Origin of the sequence: Pseudoalteromonas issachenkonii (assembly GCF_002310795.1) — a bacterium.
Lineage (GTDB): Bacteria > Pseudomonadota > Gammaproteobacteria > Enterobacterales > Alteromonadaceae > Pseudoalteromonas > Pseudoalteromonas tetraodonis.
This window is the reverse complement of the sequence record NZ_CP011030.1, coordinates 1,460,776-1,479,386: the sequence shown is the minus strand read 5'-3', so window position 1 is coordinate 1,479,386 and position 18,611 is coordinate 1,460,776. Positions and strand designations below refer to the sequence as shown.

Annotated in this window: 19 protein-coding genes; 15 read left to right on the top strand and 4 right to left on the bottom strand. The window is 41.1% G+C overall.

Features of this window, described 5'->3' with window-relative positions:
* The first annotated feature begins 210 nt into the window (after positions 1-210).
* The 7 genes from PISS_RS06825 (at position 211) to PISS_RS06795 (ending at position 6,863) form a co-directional block, all read left to right on the top strand.
* Entirely contained in the window at positions 211-1,425 is a 1,215-nt protein-coding gene (locus PISS_RS06825) for an acetate kinase (RefSeq protein ID WP_058154526.1), read from the top strand.
* Position 1,426: 1 nt separating this feature from the next.
* Positions 1,427-3,580 carry a phosphate acetyltransferase gene (gene pta, locus PISS_RS06820; protein ID WP_058154525.1) on the top strand — a complete coding sequence of 718 codons (2,154 nt, stop codon included), beginning with the start codon at positions 1,427-1,429 and terminating at the stop codon, positions 3,578-3,580.
* Positions 3,581-3,801: 221 nt separating this feature from the next.
* A complete protein-coding gene (locus PISS_RS06815) occupies positions 3,802-4,188 on the top strand; it encodes an ACT domain-containing protein (protein WP_024602576.1) in 387 nt (128 codons plus the stop codon).
* Positions 4,189-4,191: 3 nt separating this feature from the next.
* A complete protein-coding gene (locus tag PISS_RS06810) occupies positions 4,192-4,689 on the top strand; it encodes a PTS glucose transporter subunit IIA (RefSeq protein WP_013464788.1) in 498 nt (165 codons plus the stop codon).
* A 4-nt stretch (positions 4,690-4,693) separates the two neighbouring features.
* Positions 4,694-5,038, top strand: coding sequence for an ArsC family reductase (locus tag PISS_RS06805; protein ID WP_013464787.1), 345 nt, complete (start codon positions 4,694-4,696; stop codon positions 5,036-5,038).
* The gene (dapE, locus tag PISS_RS06800) at positions 5,038-6,168 is read left to right on the top strand and encodes a succinyl-diaminopimelate desuccinylase (protein WP_013464786.1); all 1,131 of its coding nucleotides are present in this window, start codon (positions 5,038-5,040) and stop codon (positions 6,166-6,168) included. Before PISS_RS06805 ends, dapE begins: the two co-directional genes overlap by 1 nt.
* Positions 6,168-6,863: a M15 family metallopeptidase gene (locus PISS_RS06795; protein ID WP_058154524.1), complete on the top strand. Its 696-nt coding sequence runs from the start codon at positions 6,168-6,170 to the stop codon at positions 6,861-6,863. The genes dapE and PISS_RS06795 overlap by 1 nt, the downstream gene beginning before the upstream one ends.
* Here the strand turns inward: PISS_RS06795 and PISS_RS06790 are convergent.
* Positions 6,850-7,725 carry a DMT family transporter gene (locus PISS_RS06790; RefSeq protein WP_058154523.1) on the bottom strand — a complete coding sequence of 292 codons (876 nt, stop codon included), beginning with the start codon at positions 7,723-7,725 and terminating at the stop codon, positions 6,850-6,852. The genes PISS_RS06795 and PISS_RS06790 overlap by 14 nt on opposite strands.
* 216 nt (positions 7,726-7,941) lie before the next feature.
* Here PISS_RS06790 and PISS_RS06785 point away from each other — a divergent pair, with 216 nt between their 5' ends.
* From PISS_RS06785 to PISS_RS06770, 4 genes are read left to right on the top strand one after another with little or no spacing between them, the layout of a single operon-like run.
* Entirely contained in the window at positions 7,942-9,306 is a 1,365-nt protein-coding gene (locus tag PISS_RS06785) for a COG3014 family protein (protein ID WP_058154522.1), read from the top strand.
* Between the two features lie 8 nt (positions 9,307-9,314).
* Complete coding sequence (locus PISS_RS06780; protein ID WP_013464782.1) at positions 9,315-9,740, top strand: YcfL family putative periplasmic lipoprotein; 426 nt, start codon at positions 9,315-9,317, stop codon at positions 9,738-9,740.
* A 10-nt stretch (positions 9,741-9,750) separates the two neighbouring features.
* The gene (gene lpoB / locus PISS_RS06775; protein WP_418054962.1) at positions 9,751-10,368 is read left to right on the top strand and encodes a penicillin-binding protein activator LpoB; all 618 of its coding nucleotides are present in this window, start codon (positions 9,751-9,753) and stop codon (positions 10,366-10,368) included.
* 16 nt (positions 10,369-10,384) lie between these two features.
* Positions 10,385-10,852 carry an outer membrane lipoprotein gene (locus PISS_RS06770; protein ID WP_058154520.1) on the top strand — a complete coding sequence of 156 codons (468 nt, stop codon included), beginning with the start codon at positions 10,385-10,387 and terminating at the stop codon, positions 10,850-10,852.
* Between the two features lie 98 nt (positions 10,853-10,950).
* Here the strand turns inward: PISS_RS06770 and PISS_RS06765 are convergent, their stop codons facing one another.
* Positions 10,951-11,397, bottom strand: coding sequence for a DUF4826 family protein (locus PISS_RS06765; protein ID WP_058154519.1), 447 nt, complete (start codon positions 11,395-11,397; stop codon positions 10,951-10,953).
* A gap of 119 nt (positions 11,398-11,516) precedes the next feature.
* Positions 11,517-12,911 (bottom strand): M28 family peptidase, encoded by a 1,395-nt coding sequence (locus PISS_RS06760; protein WP_058154518.1) that lies wholly within the window; start codon positions 12,909-12,911, stop codon positions 11,517-11,519.
* A 280-nt stretch (positions 12,912-13,191) separates the two neighbouring features.
* Between PISS_RS06760 and PISS_RS06755 the strand changes: the two genes are divergently transcribed.
* The 3 genes from PISS_RS06755 (at position 13,192) to yddG (ending at position 16,690) form a co-directional block, all read left to right on the top strand.
* Positions 13,192-13,647 (top strand): phosphate-starvation-inducible PsiE family protein, encoded by a 456-nt coding sequence (locus tag PISS_RS06755; protein WP_013464778.1) that lies wholly within the window; start codon positions 13,192-13,194, stop codon positions 13,645-13,647.
* A 110-nt stretch (positions 13,648-13,757) separates the two neighbouring features.
* Positions 13,758-15,605 carry an ABC transporter ATP-binding protein gene (locus PISS_RS06750; protein ID WP_058154517.1) on the top strand — a complete coding sequence of 616 codons (1,848 nt, stop codon included), beginning with the start codon at positions 13,758-13,760 and terminating at the stop codon, positions 15,603-15,605.
* A 182-nt stretch (positions 15,606-15,787) separates the two neighbouring features.
* Positions 15,788-16,690: an aromatic amino acid DMT transporter YddG gene (gene yddG, locus PISS_RS06745; RefSeq protein WP_058154516.1), complete on the top strand. Its 903-nt coding sequence runs from the start codon at positions 15,788-15,790 to the stop codon at positions 16,688-16,690.
* A gap of 52 nt (positions 16,691-16,742) precedes the next feature.
* Here yddG and PISS_RS06740 read toward each other — a convergent pair whose 3' ends face one another.
* Positions 16,743-17,162: an MAPEG family protein gene (locus PISS_RS06740; protein WP_058154515.1), complete on the bottom strand. Its 420-nt coding sequence runs from the start codon at positions 17,160-17,162 to the stop codon at positions 16,743-16,745.
* Between the two features lie 279 nt (positions 17,163-17,441).
* On the opposite strand from PISS_RS06740, the gene PISS_RS06735 reads away from it, so the two are divergent.
* Positions 17,442-18,608, top strand: a complete 1,167-nt coding sequence (locus PISS_RS06735) for a DUF3103 family protein (RefSeq protein ID WP_058155481.1) — start codon at positions 17,442-17,444, stop codon at positions 18,606-18,608.
* Positions 18,609-18,611 lie beyond the last annotated feature (3 nt).

The following is an 18,611-nucleotide window of genomic DNA, read 5'->3' as shown; positions in this document are numbered from 1 at the left end:
TCTTGCTTATAAAAGTGTAACACAACTCTCACTTTATCGGTAAAAATGCTTAATTTCATTAGTAAAACTCACAAAAGGCATAAATTATCGAAAGAATTCCAGAAAGCCCTTTTAATAAAGTCAACTACACTTTAGTCTATACCCATTTAAGCCTCAATGCTTATATATCAACCAAGTGTACTGATTAATATTTAAATGGAAAATGAATCTATGCCAACTCTCCCAAAAAAACCAAACCATGTTTTGGTACTTAATTGTGGAAGCTCAAGTTTAAAGTTTGCAATTATTGATGCAAACACAGGAAAAGACATTATTTCAGGTTTAGCTGAGCGCCTAGGTGCAGATGCTCCCTCAATAAAATATAAATTTAAGGGAGAAAAGACCACCATTAAACTTGCTGCTAATCAGGCACACGCGCATGCAATTGATACGCTGGTTAATTTAATAAAAGATCACAACCTAGATGAGCAACTAGTTGCTGTTGGTCATCGTGTTGTGCATGGCGGTGAGCATTTTACCCAATCAGTATTAATTGACGAACACGTTATTGCAGGTATCACGCAAGCAGCCACGCTAGCACCTTTGCATGGCCACGCTAACTTACTGGGTATTTCATCAGCGCAAGCATCATTTAAAAATTTACCGCAAGTAGCCGTGTTCGATACGGCATTTCATCAAACAATGGATGAAGTCGCTTATCTTTATGCCCTTCCTTATCAGCTTTATAAAGACTTTGGTGTTAGGCGCTATGGTTTTCATGGCACCAGCCATTTTTATGTGGCAGGGCAAACTGCGAAGTTGTTGGCACTTCCTATTGAAAACAGTAACTTTATTAGCGCCCACTTAGGCAACGGCTGTTCAGTGTGTGCGATTAAAAATGGCAAAAGTGTTGATACCAGTATGGGGTTAACCCCGCTTGAAGGGCTTGTTATGGGTACGCGCTGTGGCGACATTGATCCGGGCCTATTTAACTTTTTAACCACGCAACTCGATTACACTGCTCAGCAAATTGATGACTTACTCAATCAAAAAAGTGGTTTATTAGGCATAAGCGAGTTGTCTAACGATTGTCGCACCATAGAAGAAGCCGCTATTGCAGGCAACCAGCAAGCTATGCTGGCACTTAATATGTTTTGTTACCGCCTCGCAAAACAAATAGCCGCTTACATGGTCCCGCTGCAACAGCTAGACGCAGTTATTTTTACCGGCGGTATTGGCGAAAATTCCGATATTATCCGTGATAAAGTACTTAAACAATTGGCCTTTTTAGGTATTAATTTAGACCCACAAGCAAACCTTGATGCACGTTTTGGCCAAGCTGGGTTAATTAGTACAGCTGATTCACGTAGCAAAGCGGTTGTTATGCCCACTAACGAAGAATGGGTGATCGCACTTGATGCCGCAAACATCACCAAGGAGTTATAATATGGCTCGTCGTATTATGTTGATCCCCGTATCTACTGGGGTTGGTTTAACCTCAGTATCGGTGGGTTTGGTAAGGGCGCTGGAACAGAAAACTGTTAAAGTTAATTTTTTTAAACCTATAGCCCAACCACGCGCGGGTGAAACAGGCCCAGAAAAGTCAACACAAATTGTTACCCAAGGCTCACCTATTGATCCACCCACGTCATTTGCGCTGGATTACGCTGAGCAAATGATTGGCGATGGCAAAGGCGATGACCTGCTAGAAGAAATTGTAGAGCGTTTTCAAAGTAAAATTAACGATGATGAAGTGGCTATTATTGAAGGCATGGTGCCTACTCGTCGCCAACCATATGCGGGGAGAGTAAATCGCGAAATCGCACAAACTTTAGGGGCGGATATCGTTTTTGTACTTACCCCTGGCAATTACAACATTACTCAAATTGAAGACCGACTAGAAATAGCCGCTGGCAACTATGGTGGCATTGACCACCCTCGCGTGCTTGGCTGTATTTTTAATAAAGTGAACGCCCCCCTTGATGAGGAAGGTCGTGCTCGCGCCGATTTAGTCGATACCTATAAGCCAGAAGCGCTTGATAACGAATTAAACCGCTTAGCTTCTTTACCTATTTTTAGAAAAAACCCGTTTATGTTACTCGGCGCTATTCCGTGGGATTTTGAACTGGTTGCCCCACGTGTTAAAGATTTAAGTGCCTATTTAAAAGCCACTATTATCAACGAAGGCGATATGGTGCACCGCCGACTCAGACGAATTACATTTTGTGCCCGCACGGTATCAAATATTCTAAATTATTTTACGCCAGGTGCGTTATTGGTAACCCCTGGCGATCGCTCAGATATACTCGTTGCAGCTTGCTTATCGGCCATGAATGGCACAAAACTAGGTGCAATTTTACTTACCGGTGGTTTTGAACCTGAGCCGCGTATTATGGCGTTATGCGAACAAGCTATGCAAACTGGTCTGCCAATTTTGGCAACCGAAGGCGATACCTGGCGCACCTCTTTATTGCTGCATAACTTTAACCTAGAAGTGCCTAGCGACGATGAGCAGCGCATAGAAAAAGTAAAAGATCATAACGCTGCACATATCGATTCTGATTGGCTGGACACATTAGCAAAAAGTGTGGGAAAAACCCGCAAGTTATCCCCGCCGGCCTTTAGGTATTTATTAACCGATAAAGCCCGTAAAGCAGATAAAACGATTGTGCTGCCTGAGGGTAACGAGCCTCGTACCATTAAAGCCGCTGCCATTTGTGGCCAGCGCGGCATAGCTAAAACAATTTTACTTGGCGATCGCGATGAAATATTTCGAATCGCGGAGCAACAAGGGATTGAACTGAACGAGCATGTGACTGTAATAGAGCCAAGTAGTATTATTAATGACTACGTAGCACCTATGGTCGAAATTCGTAAAAACAAAGGCTTAACTGACGTTATTGCAAAGGAACAACTGCAAGATAACGTGGTACTGGGCACCATGATGCTAGAGCAAGGAAAAGTAGATGGGCTGGTTTCAGGGGCAGTCAATACCACGGCCAATACCATTCGCCCGCCTTTACAGCTGATTAAAACCGCACCGGGTTCATCATTAGTCTCGTCGGTATTTTTTATGTTATTGCCTGATCAAGTGCTTGTTTATGGTGACTGTGCTATTAATCCTGATCCTAATGCTGAACAACTAGCCGATATTGCAATTCAATCTGCCGATTCTGCTGCCGCATTTGGCATAGAACCTCGTGTAGCAATGATAAGTTACAGCACGGGTAATTCGGGCAGTGGCGCTGATGTAGAAAAAGTCCGCGAAGCAACAACAATTGCCCAACAAAAGCGCCCAGATCTCATTATCGATGGGCCATTGCAATACGATGCGGCCATTATGGAAAGTGTAGCTATTAAAAAAGCGCCAGATAGCCCGGTTGCCGGTAAAGCAACCGTGTTTATTTTCCCTGATTTAAATACGGGTAATACCACCTACAAAGCAGTGCAACGAAGTGCCGATTTGATCAGTATTGGTCCTATGTTACAAGGGATGCGCAAACCTGTTAACGACTTAAGCCGTGGCGCATTAGTTGACGATATTGTGTATACCATTGCTTTAACAGCCATTCAGGCGGCGCAAGTAGAAGCGCTTAATTAAGGCCTGTAATTAACATGCCCTTTTTATAGCCTAGCCATTTTTTATTTAATAATTAACTGGTTAGGCTATTTATACCTCACAACCCCCAAGCTTATCCACAGAAATTGTGGACAATTATTTTTTAGCTAATAAAAATATAGCACTGCCTAAACTTGAGCCTTTAATTTAGCTTCAATACTCTATACTATAAAGCTATTATTTTGCTGCTGACGATACGTTTAATGTCAAAACAAACATTACAATTACACAGCACCGTGTTATCTATTCATAGTTTAGCCCTTGATGCTGACATACCGCCTGCGCTGTTAAAGCAACCGTTATTTTTTATCTCAAAAACGCATGATGAACTGTCAGTTGTTTGCCCTGTAGACTTTATTATTGATAGCCAAGACACTGAATCTAATTGGCAAGCACTGGAAGTAATAGGTCCTTTAGGGTTTTCGTTAACTGGCATTATGGCAAATCTGTCAGGCGTATTAGCCAGAGCTGGCGTGTCCATTTTTTCGATATCCACATATGATACCGACTATATTTTAGTAAAAAAACAAACGGTCACCAAAGCAATTACAGCCCTTAAAGCCGATGGCTACAACGTGGTAACTGAATAAATAATGAAATCTGAAGACGTTAGCTATTTAACTAAAAATAAAATTGGCCGAAACGCGATACAAATCACGAGTCCGTTCAGTGGTAAAGTGATGCCAATGGAAGAGCATCCACAACCCTTTTTTCGTTTTGGCACACTCGGCCCAGGTATTGTTGTTAGTTTATCGAGTCATAAAGTATTAGCGCCCTTCAATGGCACCTTACTGCAGGTAAAAAGTGCCGGTTGTGAATTTATTTTAAAAGCCAACAACGGCTTAAAAGTATTAATAAACCTAGCGGTGCCCGATTCACAAACACTTACGCATACTCATATTGCTCAGCTTAACGGCAGCAAAATAACCAAAGGCCAACGCCTTGCCTATTTTGATTTACGTGAGCTCGACTCGCCTATTTTAGCCAGCCTAATAATTCTCAATGGCCATAATTTAGGCACTTTTCATTATTCTCACCCGCAAGTTAATGCCGGTGTAGATACCTTATTAACTATTATTAAAAAGAAGTAGATTTATGATCACTCTCTATGGCATTAGCAACTGCGATACAATTAAAAAAGCAAAAAAATACTTAAGCGATAACGACATTGCATTCACTTTCCACGACTATCGCAAAGACGGCGTTAATAACGACATGGTAAGCGACTTTGCAGAACATATTGATTGGGAACAATTGGTTAATAAGCGTGGCACAACGTACAGAGCGCTCACTGATGAGCAAAAACAAAGCTTGACTAAACAAACCGCTATAGATTTACTCGTTGAACAACCGGCGATGATCAAACGCCCTGTTCTTGTTAATAACGGGCAATATCACTTAGGCTTTAAAGCAGCACAATACGATGAGATTTTTAAATAATGACCCATCCAGTAATTACCCTAGCCCAAGCCTTAATTCAGCGAGAGTCGGTTACACCTGAAGATGCCGGGTGCCAACATATGATGAATGAACGCCTAAGCGCCATTGGCTTTGATATTGAATCGCTATTTTTTACCGATACCCTAAACACATGGGCACGTAAAGGGACCCAATCACCGCATTTTTGTTTTGCCGGTCATACTGATGTGGTGCCCACTGGGCCTGAAAAAAACTGGCAGCACCCGCCTTTTGCAGGCCTAATTGAAGACGGCTTATTGCATGGCCGTGGCGCTGCCGACATGAAAGGCTCATTAGCAGCGATGATTGTGGCAACCGAACGCTTTGTGACTAAGCATCCAGATCACAAAGGCTCCATTTCGTTTTTAATTACCTCAGATGAAGAAGGCCCGTTTATTAACGGCACTACCCGCGTTATTGATACTTTAGAGGAGCGCGGTGAAAAAATAGACATGTGCCTTGTAGGTGAACCCTCTTCTCGCGATGTACTCGGTGATGTGGTTAAAAATGGCCGCCGTGGTTCACTCACGGGGTTTTTAACTATAAAAGGCGTGCAAGGTCATGTGGCCTATCCACATTTAGCACAAAACCCAATTCATTTAGCCACGCCAGCTTTAACCGAGTTAAGCCAAACTGTGTGGGATATGGGTAATGACTTTTTTCCAGCCACCAGCTTTCAAATCTCTAATATTAATGGCGGTACGGGCGCAGGCAATGTGATCCCTGGGGAGCTAGAGGTACAATTTAATTTTAGATTTAGTACCGAAGTTACTCATCAACAACTACAACAAAAAGTAAATGCCATTTTACAAAAACACAATTTAAATTATGAACTCAATTGGATTGTGAATGGCTTGCCGTTTTTAACCGATCACGGCCCATTGGTTGATGCCACCGTAGCCGCGATTAAATCGGTAACGGGGTTAACCACTAACTTAGAAACAACAGGTGGCACCTCAGATGGTCGTTTTATCGCACAAACGGGTGCTAAAGTTATTGAATTAGGGCCACGTAATGCCACTATTCATAAAGTGGACGAGTGTGTTAGCACCGACGACCTAATCGCGCTGGCCGATATTTACGAACAAATATTAGAGCACCTGTTAACTTAATGACTGCAAATAAAGAACTCATACAATGCATCACTGGCCAAAGTGATGCACATTTAGTTGCCATACAAAATCACTCTTTGCATGCCGATATTGTAAATGACTTTATTGCACTGCAAACAGCGGCTGCATCTGTAGGCTTTGATTTATGTATTGCATCAAGTTTTCGGGATTTTAACCGTCAATCAGCTATTTGGAACGCTAAATTTTCCGCTAAGCGGCCGGTATTAAACAAAGCGCAGCAACACGTTGATATTAATTCGCTCAGTGATATTGATAAATGCATTGCCATTATGCTTTATTCTGCGCTACCGGGGGCGAGTCGCCATCATTTAGGGACTGATTTAGATATTTACGATAAAAGCGCAGTGAGTGACGATTATGTTTTGCAATTGAGCCCTAATGAATATCAGCAAGGTGGGCCTTTTGCTAAACTAAGCCAATGGCTAGACACTCATCTAGCAGAATTTGGATTTTATCGACCTTACCAGTACGACTTGGGCGGGGTAGCTCCTGAGCTTTGGCATATTAGCCACATAGCGCAATCAGCGCAGCTTATTCGCCACCTTACGCCAGAAGTGTTGCACGACTGCATTAAACACAGTGATTTATTAGGTAAAGACACTATTTTAACCCAATTACCTGCATTGTATGAACGCTTTGTGCTTAATGTGAGCCCACCTGCTAAGCGGTGTTAGTTTTTTTATTTAACGTAAAAACCAATACAGCCAGTAAAATGATACTGCTGGGGAGCATAAATTGTACAGTTAATGTCTCTGATAAAAACACTGCCCCTGCAATAGCCGCCAAAACGGGTACGCATAACTGCACTATGGCTGCATGCGTGCTCTTTAATAGTGGCATAGCCACATACCAAATACTGTACCCTACGCCAGATGCGATGGCACCTGAGGCTATTGCAAGTAACGCCCCTTCGATACGTATATTTTTAAGCTGGCTCATTCCCGCCACAATTAAAATAGGTAGCACTAATAAACTACGAATAAAATTAAAGGCAGTGGCTCTTAGCGGCGACACACACGCCTTGCCACAAATACTGTAAACTCCCCACGCAATGCCACTTATACTCATTAATAATGCAGCCATCAGCGGTGGTGCTGTCTGTGAGGGCAGCATTAAGTAAACAAATGCCGCAAACGCCACTATAAATGCAAGCCATTGCACAGCACTTAAACGCTCTTGTTTATATATGCCCCAGCCAATCATTGTAAATTGCACCGCCGAGAATAAAATAAGCGCCCCCATACCGGTATCAAGCTCGATATAAGCAACAGAAAAACACAGCGCATATATCAATAAGCTAGCACTGCTTCGCCAACTGCCAGTATCGTTAATAATAGGATTACTTAACTGCGCTTTTTTATTTAACTGCCTAGTGTAGAGCAGCATAATAATGGTCAAACACACTGCCCCGCTCAGTAACCTAATAACGGTAAAATTCCACGCATCAATGTAGCCTTGCGCCAACGCTAACCGACATAATAACGAATTTGCAGCAAAGGCAACTAACGCGATAATAGTAAACAGTGTTGCTTTCAAATTAATTCCTAACGTATTGATAAATATGTACCGTATTTATATACCGATTAAATTAACGCCCAATGTTGTAAACGTTACCATGGTTATTTTTTAAATGATAAAGTTTTTATTAAGGGTTTTTGTTCTATGTTTATACACTACGCTTTTTTACAATCTTTCACACTTGTATTTATTGGCAGTATGTTAACCTAACAGAATAAATAAGAAGGAGTGCGCGTGCGTCACATTTTAATTTTTAGTCTTTGCTTTATTGTAAGTGGTTGCAGCACCATTGGCTTTGACGATCTCTTTAATGATTACGCCACTAATACCACCCCTATTAGACAAGCCATTACGAATAATAATATTGAGAGTGCACGCTCCTTAATAAGCAAAAACAGCAAAACACACAGTAATTATTTACTGAGCCAATTAGAACAAGGCCGTATCGCGGATTTAGCCAACAACCCCGATAACGCACTAGTTCATTTTGAAACTGTCTATCAACAAATGCAATCTAAGCGCCAAGCTGCAAAAATACAAGTAAGTGCTGGGCTTGAGCAAAGTAATGCGCTGTTAACCAACGACTCAGCTATTGGTTATACACCGCCCGCCTACGAAATGAGTATGTTGCATAGCTACAAAGCGCTCAATTATGTTTATAAACATGATATTGAAAGCGCCTTAGTTGAAATACGCCGTGCTAATAAAGTACAAGTTGATGAACTATTAAATAATCAAAGCGAATTTGATAATGCGGTTGCCCAAGCACAGCAACACTATCCCGATATGGATAACTTAATTCGCTCGGTCAAAAATGGCTTTCAAAATGCGTACACGTTTTACTTATCAGGGTTGCTATATGAAACGGCAAAGCAAGGTGATGATGCCTACATAGACTATAAAAAAGCACTCGAAATACAACCTAACAATCCGTATTTACAACACGATGTACTGCGTCTTGCTAAGCAGCAAGGTTTTGCTGATGACTATAACCAATTTAAACGCCAGTTTGGTGAAGTTAACACCTTAGAAAAAAACCAAGGCGAAGTGGTTATATTATTCGAACAAGGCCTGATACCAAAACAACACGAATTTAAATTGCGACTACCCATTTATACTTCACAGGGAGACGCCCGCTTTTATAGTCTCGCCATGCCCATTTATATAAATAATGCCTATGAAAGCACCGTTAACAACGTCAAAATTAATGACCACGTAATATCACTAAGCCCGCTAGTGCACTTAGAGGCACTGGCCGCTAAAACGTTAGAGCAGCAAGTTGCTGGGCGTGTATCGAGGCAAATATTGCGCTTAGTGGCGAAAGAAAAGCTGCGCGCTGAGCTTGCCCGCAGTGGCGGTGATGTGGGGAATATTTTAGCAAATTTATATAATCTTGCATCTGAGCAAGCCGATACCCGCAGCTGGCTTACCTTACCCAATCAAATTAGCCTTGCCCGCAGTGCAGTGGCTGCAGGCGAACATACCTTAAATGTTGGCTCACAACCGCCAATAAATTTTACCGTTAGTAAGCAAAGGTTAACGTTAATCTACCTAACCTCTGTTAATAACTATTTTAACTCCCATGTAGTGCAACTTTAGGAGCCATCATGAAATACATACTCCCCATTATTGCGTTGTTTATGCTTAGCGCATGTAGCAGCCGACCTGTAACCTCAGGCATTGGAGTTGAACAAACTACCAACGCCTACAAAGAGCAGCTCAATGTTAACAATCCACAGTTAGCAAAAAAGCTATTAATTAGTGATGTAAAAACTCGTCAAACAAATAACCTAACCGACGTGGTAGTCACCTTGGCAAGTACCTATAAAAAGTCACAATATTTACAGTATCAATTTAACTGGTTTGATAAAGATGGCTTTTTAATTAAAGGCAACCACTCGCCGTGGCAAGCCCTCACATTATTTGGCTTTGCTAAAACTCAGCTTGCAGGGCTCGCGCCTAGCCCTAATGCCGTTACTTTCTCTTTAGCTGTAAGAGAAGTGTCTACTGAAGCACAAGAATTTAAAGATTAAGGAAACCATGATGATCAATAAACAATTTAAAGCACTCTCTGGCTATGCAATTTTAGGCTTAGCCGCACTCACACTAACCGGCTGTGCCAATAAAGCAGTCGTTAGTTATGGTGATGCACAAGCCGTAGAAACCACAGATATAAACTTTGGCTCTACCGACCTACAAAAAGTAGCCTCGCAAATGACCGACTCACTGCTCAGTTCGCCAGTGGTTGGTACTATGACTGCCAATACCCGCCCTGTGGTATTTGTTGAGCGTATTAAAAACAAAACCAGTGAACACATAGACACTGAGTCAATTACCGACTCAATTTCGACTCAATTACTTCGCAGTGGAAAATTTAGATTTGTTGATATGACTCGTGTAGAAGCGGTTCGTGAACAACTTACATTTCAAAATGAAGATGCACTGATCAATCCAAGCACTGCGGTGGCCTTTGGTAAACAAATTGGTGCGCAATATATGCTGTACGGTAACCTATCGAGCATTGTTAAATCCAATGCTGATAAAGCCGATGTGTACTACAAATTTACAATGCGCTTAATGGATATGCAAAGTGGCCTTATTGAATGGGCTGACGAAACTGAAATTCGTAAGACCCGTGAAAAATCTACCTTTGGTTGGTAACTAACAGGAGCGAACCATGAAAACGCTTAGCTTAATTTTATGCACTTTATTAATATTTAGTGCCCCCACTTTTGCCAAGTATGAACGCAATAAAGCCGTTCCTGTGCAGCAAGTACTATTTGGTAAAGTGAAGTCGGTGCGCAACATTACAGAGCAACAATTAGTTCACGATAAAAGCAACGGCTGGAAAACCTTTGGCGGTGCCTTATTAGGTGGCGTTATTGGTAATCAATTTGGTGGTGGCAGCGGTCGCACGGTTGCAACTATTTTAGGATCAGTGATTGGTGGTAATGTTGCGCATAATCAGCAACAGACACAACGCTATGAAAACCTCCAATTAGTTGAACTACTTATACAAGTAGAAAATGGTGAACAATTTATGGTGGTACAAGACAGCGATCCCGCTATGCGTTTTCACCAAGGTGATAATGTACGCCTTATTTATTTAACTAATAACACAGTGCGCGTAGATAGCGCTTATTAGAGTCTATTTATGTTTCGAGCTTAATTCTGAAAGTTCCAACAAAAAACCTAACTTAGGTCACTAAGTTAGGTTTTTTTAAATGTATTCACTTTTATTTATTAAGCGGGTTCTTTTGCCCACAGCTGCTCGTTTTCATGCATTTCATATAAACCATGTGCACGGTTAATCAGTAAATTTGCAAAATCAGCTTGGGTTTTATCTCGCGCACCTGCGGTAATAATTTGATCGGCCTTTAACTGCCACTGCAGTGAAAAATAACGCATTGCATCGCGTGCATCTTTTGCTGCAGATGCTTCAGCGTGATCGGTTGGTAAACGACCGGTGATCACCCAGTAGCTTTTACCGTTTTGCGCTTTAAATTTCCATAGCGCGCATAAAGGCGCTAAAAAACGGCTTTCTTTTTCAAGCAATGTTTTGGGCATAATGCCTTTTTCAGCTAAATGTTTTTGCGCATTTTGAAAACATTCGCGCTGCCATTGAATTTCTTGTTGCTGAAGTTCAGCTTGCTGCTCTGGTGTTAATAGTTTTTGTTCTTGTTGCTGCATTTTAATAACCTTTTTACTTCTTTGTTTACACTTTAAGGGCATAACAAATAAGGCGCAAGCATAAATAGCGTGCTTAACACCTTATTCGCAGCTGTTTGCTGGGTTTTTAAGCAAACCGATTATTTTATGTTGTGATCAAACGACCCCACATCACCGGGGAACACCACTGGCGATTCAACACCCTGTTTATTCACGCTAGCAACGCCAAAATAGTAGTTATCAATAACCACATTTTTAAGCGTAAACTCGCTAACATTATCAACCCATTGGCTGTATTGCCATTGTGGCTCACTCGTATAGCGCCAGTAAATTTTGTAACCGGCAATATTTTTATCATCCGATGGTTGCCAAGAAAGTGTGGTACTGGCGCGTACGGCACCACTAATTTTCACTTCTTTCGGTGGCGCTGGTGCCCATGCCATTGACGCTAGGCTCACCGCATTCAATGACGTGAGTTTTGCGGCGTAATCAAAATCAACCCCATCAATGGTATCACCGTACACTATGCCATTTTCGGTGCGTAGGTCTTGATGTTGACGGTCGTAATGCTCGTTAGTTTCCATTATACGTACAGCCGCAAAGCCCGCATCATTAAATGGGCGATGATGCCCTCCTCGAGCAAATCGGTCGAGTCTGTATACCAGCATAGTGTCTAAATTTTCAATGTATTTATCGGCAATGGTGTCTATGTAACGCGCTAAATTACGACTCGCTGAGTCAACTTCGCCACCTGTAAAACGACGAGTACGCGCTTGCTCTTTGGTTTCAACCACTCGCGTCCCTTCTGAAAAAATGCGTGCAGTGGTGTTATCGGTTACGCCATTAATACCGGTAATATTACCAATCATGTCGTTATTTAAAACACCATGAACCTGCCAATTATTTTTTTGCGCATAAGCGGTTAAAATTTTACCGCCAAATAAACCTTGCTCTTCACCTGAGAGCGCCGCGTAAACAACCGAGCCATTAAATGTATATTTCGATAAAACACGCGCTGCCTCAATAACACCGGCAACCCCTGAAGCGTTATCATTTGCCCCTGGCGCATCGCTGGTAAAATCCATTACATCACTAACACGCGAGTCTATATCACCCGACATCATCACCATACGATTAGGCTCAGTACCGCCGCGCTGAATCGCAATTATGTTAACCACTTCTACAGGGTTAGGAATACGCTTTTCTCCTGAAATGGTTTGTTTTACTTCTATTATTTCTAAGCAGCCACCACATTGTGCCGAAATCGCTTCAAATTCTTTTTTAATCCAACGCCTTGCCGCGCCAATACCACGTGTATCAGACTTAGTCTCTGATAGCGTATGTCGCGTACCAAAACCCACCAGCGTTTGAATATCACTCTCAATACGCTGCGCCGAAATTTCTTGTGCAATTTTATGCAATGATGCTTGTTGTGTAGACTCGCCAGCAAAGCTTGTAAGCGTTACAGAACTTAATGATGCCAACACACCATACTTTATAAGTCGATTAACTAACTTTAAACCTAAATTAGACATAGCATTGTTATCCTCATAATGAATGCCACCAACATGACAGCAGAAACCAATAACCGCAAACCTTTTGAGATAGACACTAAAAATCACACGCTTAATTACATATTATTAACACCTTGAATTTTACTTAGAATTTAACCCTCACCAAACAAGTCCCCTGTTCAAGCACACTATTTTAATAAAAATAATCACTTATACTGTTTTGACCGTATATAGTGCTAAACATAATTAATCAGCTATTATTTTATAAAGGCTAATTTAATCAATAAGGTGCTGAAATAACATGAAGAAACACGAAGAATTACCAGAGGATCATGTTGATCCCCTGATGCAGTATTTACATCATGCTATTCGCTTTGCAATTAAAATACTGGCAGTGCTCATGGTGCTGGTTATTTTTTGGAGTATTGCTGATGTAGTGTATGTTTTATACATGCGGTTAAGTTCTCCGCCTTATTTTTTATTAAATATTGAAGACATTCTGCAAACCTTTGGTGCCTTTATGGTGGTGCTAATTGCGGTAGAAATATTTACTAACATTCGGTTATATTTGGGCTCTAGCTCGCTGCCCGTTGAACTGGTTATTGCTACCGCACTGATGGCTGTGGCGCGTAAAATTATTGTCCTCGATTTAAAATTAGTGACCTCAGAGCAAATTGTTGGCCTTGCGTTAGTTACCTTAGCACTGGGTATATCGTATTGGCTGGTAAAAAATAAAACCGGCCACACTAAGCTATAAACGGTTAACTCAACTTGAGTTAACCGACGCACACCTCATTCCCACTGCGCCTTTGTGTTTTACAATGGTATAGTGGGACATCTTTATAAATATTTAATTAAGCAGTTAATATGTATCGACTATTTGAACGGATGACTAAACCGTTCCCAGAGCGTTCTCCATCTCAGCCTCCTAAAACCCTTTTTGCATTTTGTCGTCACTACACCAAAGGCATGGAATTGTCGTTAGTGCTTATGTCGCTCAGTGCCGCATTACTCGCTATTTTAGAGGTGTCTTTATTTAGTTATATGGGCCAACTGGTTGACTGGCTTGGCGAATACACACCTGAAGAGCTGTTTTCGCAGCAACAATCCGCGTTAATAAAAATGGGGTTAATGCTTTTAGTCGTCATGCCTGTAGTCGTATTTTTTAGATCAGCTATTTTACATCAATCGCTATTGGGCAATTACCCTATGTCGATTCGTTGGTTGGCACACCGTTATCTACTGCGTCAAAGTGTCAGCTTTTATCAAAACGAATTTGCTGGGCGTATCGCTACAAAAGTATTACAAACCTCATTAGCAGTACGTGAGTCAGTCACTAAGTTACTTGATGTACTTATGTACATTGCTGTTTATTTTGGCTCAATGGTGTTTTTAGTGGCCGCCTCAGACTGGCGTTTAATGTTGCCATTATTAGTGTGGTTAGCATTTTATATTTGCGTGCAAATTTACTTTGTACCCCGATTAAAAAGTATTGCCAGTTCACAAGCTGATGCACGCTCAGAAATGACCGGCCGTATCGTCGACAGCTACACAAATATTTCAACCATTAAATTGTTTTCCTATACCCAACGCGAAGAACAATACGCCAAACAAAGTATGGACGTATTTTTACAGCCTGTTTATAAACAAATGCGCTTAGTCACCAGCTTAAACGTGGTTATTCAAAGCTTAAACTATTTGTTGGTGTTTTCAGTGGCAGCAGTGTCTTTGTATTTATGGTCGTTAAGCGCCATTAGTGCGGGAGCGATTGCCGTGGCATTGAGTTTATCATTAAGGCTCAATGGTATGGCCCAATGGATCATGTGGGAAATTAGCAGCTTGTTTGAAAACATTGGCACCGTGGCCGATGGCATGCGCACCCTCTCTAATCCTATTGCGGTTGATGACAAACCAGAAGCCGAAACGTTAAAGGTCACCCAAGGGGCAATCGACTTTAATAATGTACATTTTAACTACGGTAAAGCCGCGAATGAAAATAACCGAGGCCCAGTAATAAACGGATTAAACTTAAACATTAAACCCGGTGAAAAAATCGGCTTAGTGGGTCGCTCTGGTGCGGGTAAATCCACATTAGTTAACTTGTTGCTGCGCTTTTACGATACAGACAGGGGTAGTATTAGTATTGATGGCCAAAATATTACGGATGTAAGCCAAGAAAGCCTTCGCCGCTATATTGCTATGGTTACCCAAGATACATCCCTACTACATCGCTCAGTAAAAGATAACATTTTATACGGCAGACCCGATGCCACAGAAGCCGAAATGCTCGATGCAACTAAGCAAGCCAAAGCCCTTGATTTTATAACCGATTTAGAAGACAGCAAAGGCAATAAAGGTTTTGATGCGCAAGTTGGCGAACGAGGGGTCACCCTGTCAGGCGGTCAACGCCAACGTATTGCTATAGCGCGCGTACTGCTTAAAAACGCACCTATCCTCATACTTGATGAAGCCACCAGCGCTTTAGACTCAGAAGTCGAAGCGGCTATTCAAGCAAGCTTAGATGATTTAATGACAGGTAAAACAGTAATCGCCATTGCCCATCGATTATCGACCATTGCACAAATGGACAGACTCATCGTGCTTGATGAAGGCGGCGTTGTAGAGCAAGGCAGTCACGATGAATTAATTGCTCAAGGCGGCATTTACGCTGCTCTTTGGGCACATCAAACCGGCGGCTTTATTGGCGTTGAGTAATTAAACTAATTGAGGGCGGGCCATTATTATAGCCTGCTCTTGTTTACTAAAATTAAACTTATTATTTGATTTTAAAGCTATTTATAGTTATTTAGTCGAATTTTATAGTCTACCTCTTGCCCCACTGTTTTTAAAATGTCACATTCGCGGCTGACTTTTTATCATTCATCAAGCAATTCACCATGTCATTTTTAAGCAAACATAAATACACCCTTTATGGGGTGCTCGCTATTTTACTTTGGAGCAGTTTAACTGCCTTTATTCGTGACTTATCAGAGTTATTTAGCCCTATTGGCGGTGCTGCTTTAATTTACAGCGTCAGTGCGATTTTTTTAATATTAGTCATGGGTGTACCAAGGCTAAGCAATTATCCAAAACGCTATTTAGTCTTTGGTGGCAGCTTATTTGTTATTTACGAAATGTGTTTAGCGTTATCCCTCGGCTTTGCAAATAGTCGCCAGCAAGCGTTAGAAATGGCAATTATTAACTACCTTTGGCCAGCCTTAACCATTTTATTATCGATTATTGTTAACCGCACTAAAGTAAGCGTATTAGTCTACCCGAGCATACTGATTGCGTTTTTAGGCGTTGCATGGTGTATTGCTGGCAACAGTGGTTTATCTATGGCTGTATTAACCGCTAATATTAGCGACAACCCATTGCCCTACTCTATGGCGTTTGCAGCAGCGTTTATTTGGGCTGTGTATTGCAGTGTAACGGTTAAGCTTAGCGAGGGTAAAAATGCCATTAGTGTATTTTTTGCAGCCACGGCAATTTATTTATGGATAAGTTACGGACTGAGTAATGAACCCAGCTTTGAGTTTAACGTATATTCTAGTTTTACTTTATTGCTGGCAGGGGTGGTTATTGGTGGAGGTTACGCACTATGGAACCAAGCAATCATTGGCGGTAACCTAGTGTTTTTAGGCACCTTGTCTTACTTTATTCCTGTATTGTCTACGCTATTTGCCTCTATTTACTTATCACTATCGCTCACCAACGCATTTTGGCAAGGCGTAGTATTAGTTACATTAGGCTCATTAATGTGTTTTATTGTGACGCGAAAAACAAAGCCAGCCCAATAAAATAAGTAAGCGAAAAGCTAGGGACTGTCTGCTTTTCGCTTTAATCATTTAATTAGCTTGCTAATCGCAGTCCTAACAGCACTAACATCACAATGTTTGCAATCACACCAATCAAAAAGAAGTAACTACGCGGGCTGGGGTTTTTCTCGGTGGCAATGGCGTAATACAGTGCCATATGGATTAAACGTGCAGTAACATAAATCCAAATACAGATTGCAAAAACCGAACTGTGGTAATTAATCACAAAGGCAAATAAAACCGTTCCTATAAATAACGCACTATTTTCTAATGTGTTATGAAAGGTGCGATGCGCTCTAAATATAAAACTCTCATGAGATATGTCTTTATCAATTTTTCCTGGTACAGCCCCAGGCTGTTTGGCTTTACTAAACGTCGCCACTGCCCACTGAACTAACATCATAATTAAATATAAATAAAATGCTATAAACGCTGAATGTGCTATATCGGTCATTGTTTAATCCTTTGTGTTGTTATTAGAGTAGTAGTTACAGCAACTATCAAGCCAAAGATAAGCCACTGATGTATATAGTAATTACTTTTTAGTAAAATAATTTTTTGTAATAGATTCATTCTTTATATAAAACTTACTCTATCACAGCATCTTGGTATTTTTTTAGAGTCTGAGCGAAACTCAAAACCAGCACTAATTACGTATTTTATAATTTTTATTTGAGTATTTATTCTAAGTGTTGTTTTATAGTGTTACTGATAACGGAACGGTAAAATGAATATGATGAATAAAATAACCAAATGCTTAGTAACCTTAGCGCTATTGAACTGTGTATTAGCGCCCGCTTTTTCAGCTCAATATGAAATCGAAAAAGGTGAAAACTTGGCTAAGTTGGCGCAATACAAAGACGTAGCCACCATTAAACGCAATTTCGCAAAACAAATAGCGCTTAATTACAGTGTATTAAACGCTGATCTTAAACAAACACTAAGCCAATATAAACTGGTTTTGAATGCGGATCAGCTACCGTCTTTAGGTATGCACACACAACAAAATACTCGTTTAGCAAACAACGCGTTACAACAACTGAAAGGTTTACCACAAAACACAGGTAGTTTGTTACAAGTGCGTTTGGCAAGCGATAAAATGCTTAGCGCTTGGCAGCAAGGCGAACGCCCTTTATTTGCATTTGCACCCGCTGGTGACGATACGCAATGGAGCGAGATTGAAGCGTTCGATCAGTATGGTGACATTCATTATCTTAGTGTTGACCAAATGCCGACCCAACCTGTCTTTATTGTCGAATTAGATCAACAAAAAGTACAAGATGCGGGTATTGCAGTAATGAGAGGAATTTTATCTACTAACAAATTCAGTAAAAGCACGGTTAGTCCACGAAACCAGTTAAGCAATGAACAACCTCTGCAAACCAGTGTATTGAAAAAAATACGCTTAGAAGATGACAAAGAACCTTGGATCTCAGGTGGTGCTGAAATTTATGCCATTGTAACGGGTGTCGACCCCACCCGAGATGAACCAATATTAGATATCGTTGATTTACCGTATTTAGATCATGATCAAACCGATTACAGCCCTAATCAGGTGCTAATTCATTGGCAGCGTTATCGTTGGCAAGCGGTTGATTTACTCTTAATGGAACAAGATGACAACACCAACTATAAAACTCTAGCAATAAAATTATTAGAAATATCAGAGCAAGTAATGGCGAGCATTCCTGATTTACAAGCGCAGGGTTATGCCATTATCCCTAAGCTGACCAATGAACTACTTAAAGCAATGCCGGATGAGTGGTTTACTAATAATGACGATTATGTTGATGTTTTTTACACGCTGTTTGAAAACAAAGACTATCAAGAATATAAAGGAGCAAGCAGTAATGCGACCATTACGCTGTCTCCTTTAGAAATTAACCCAAGACTAAACTAAGTC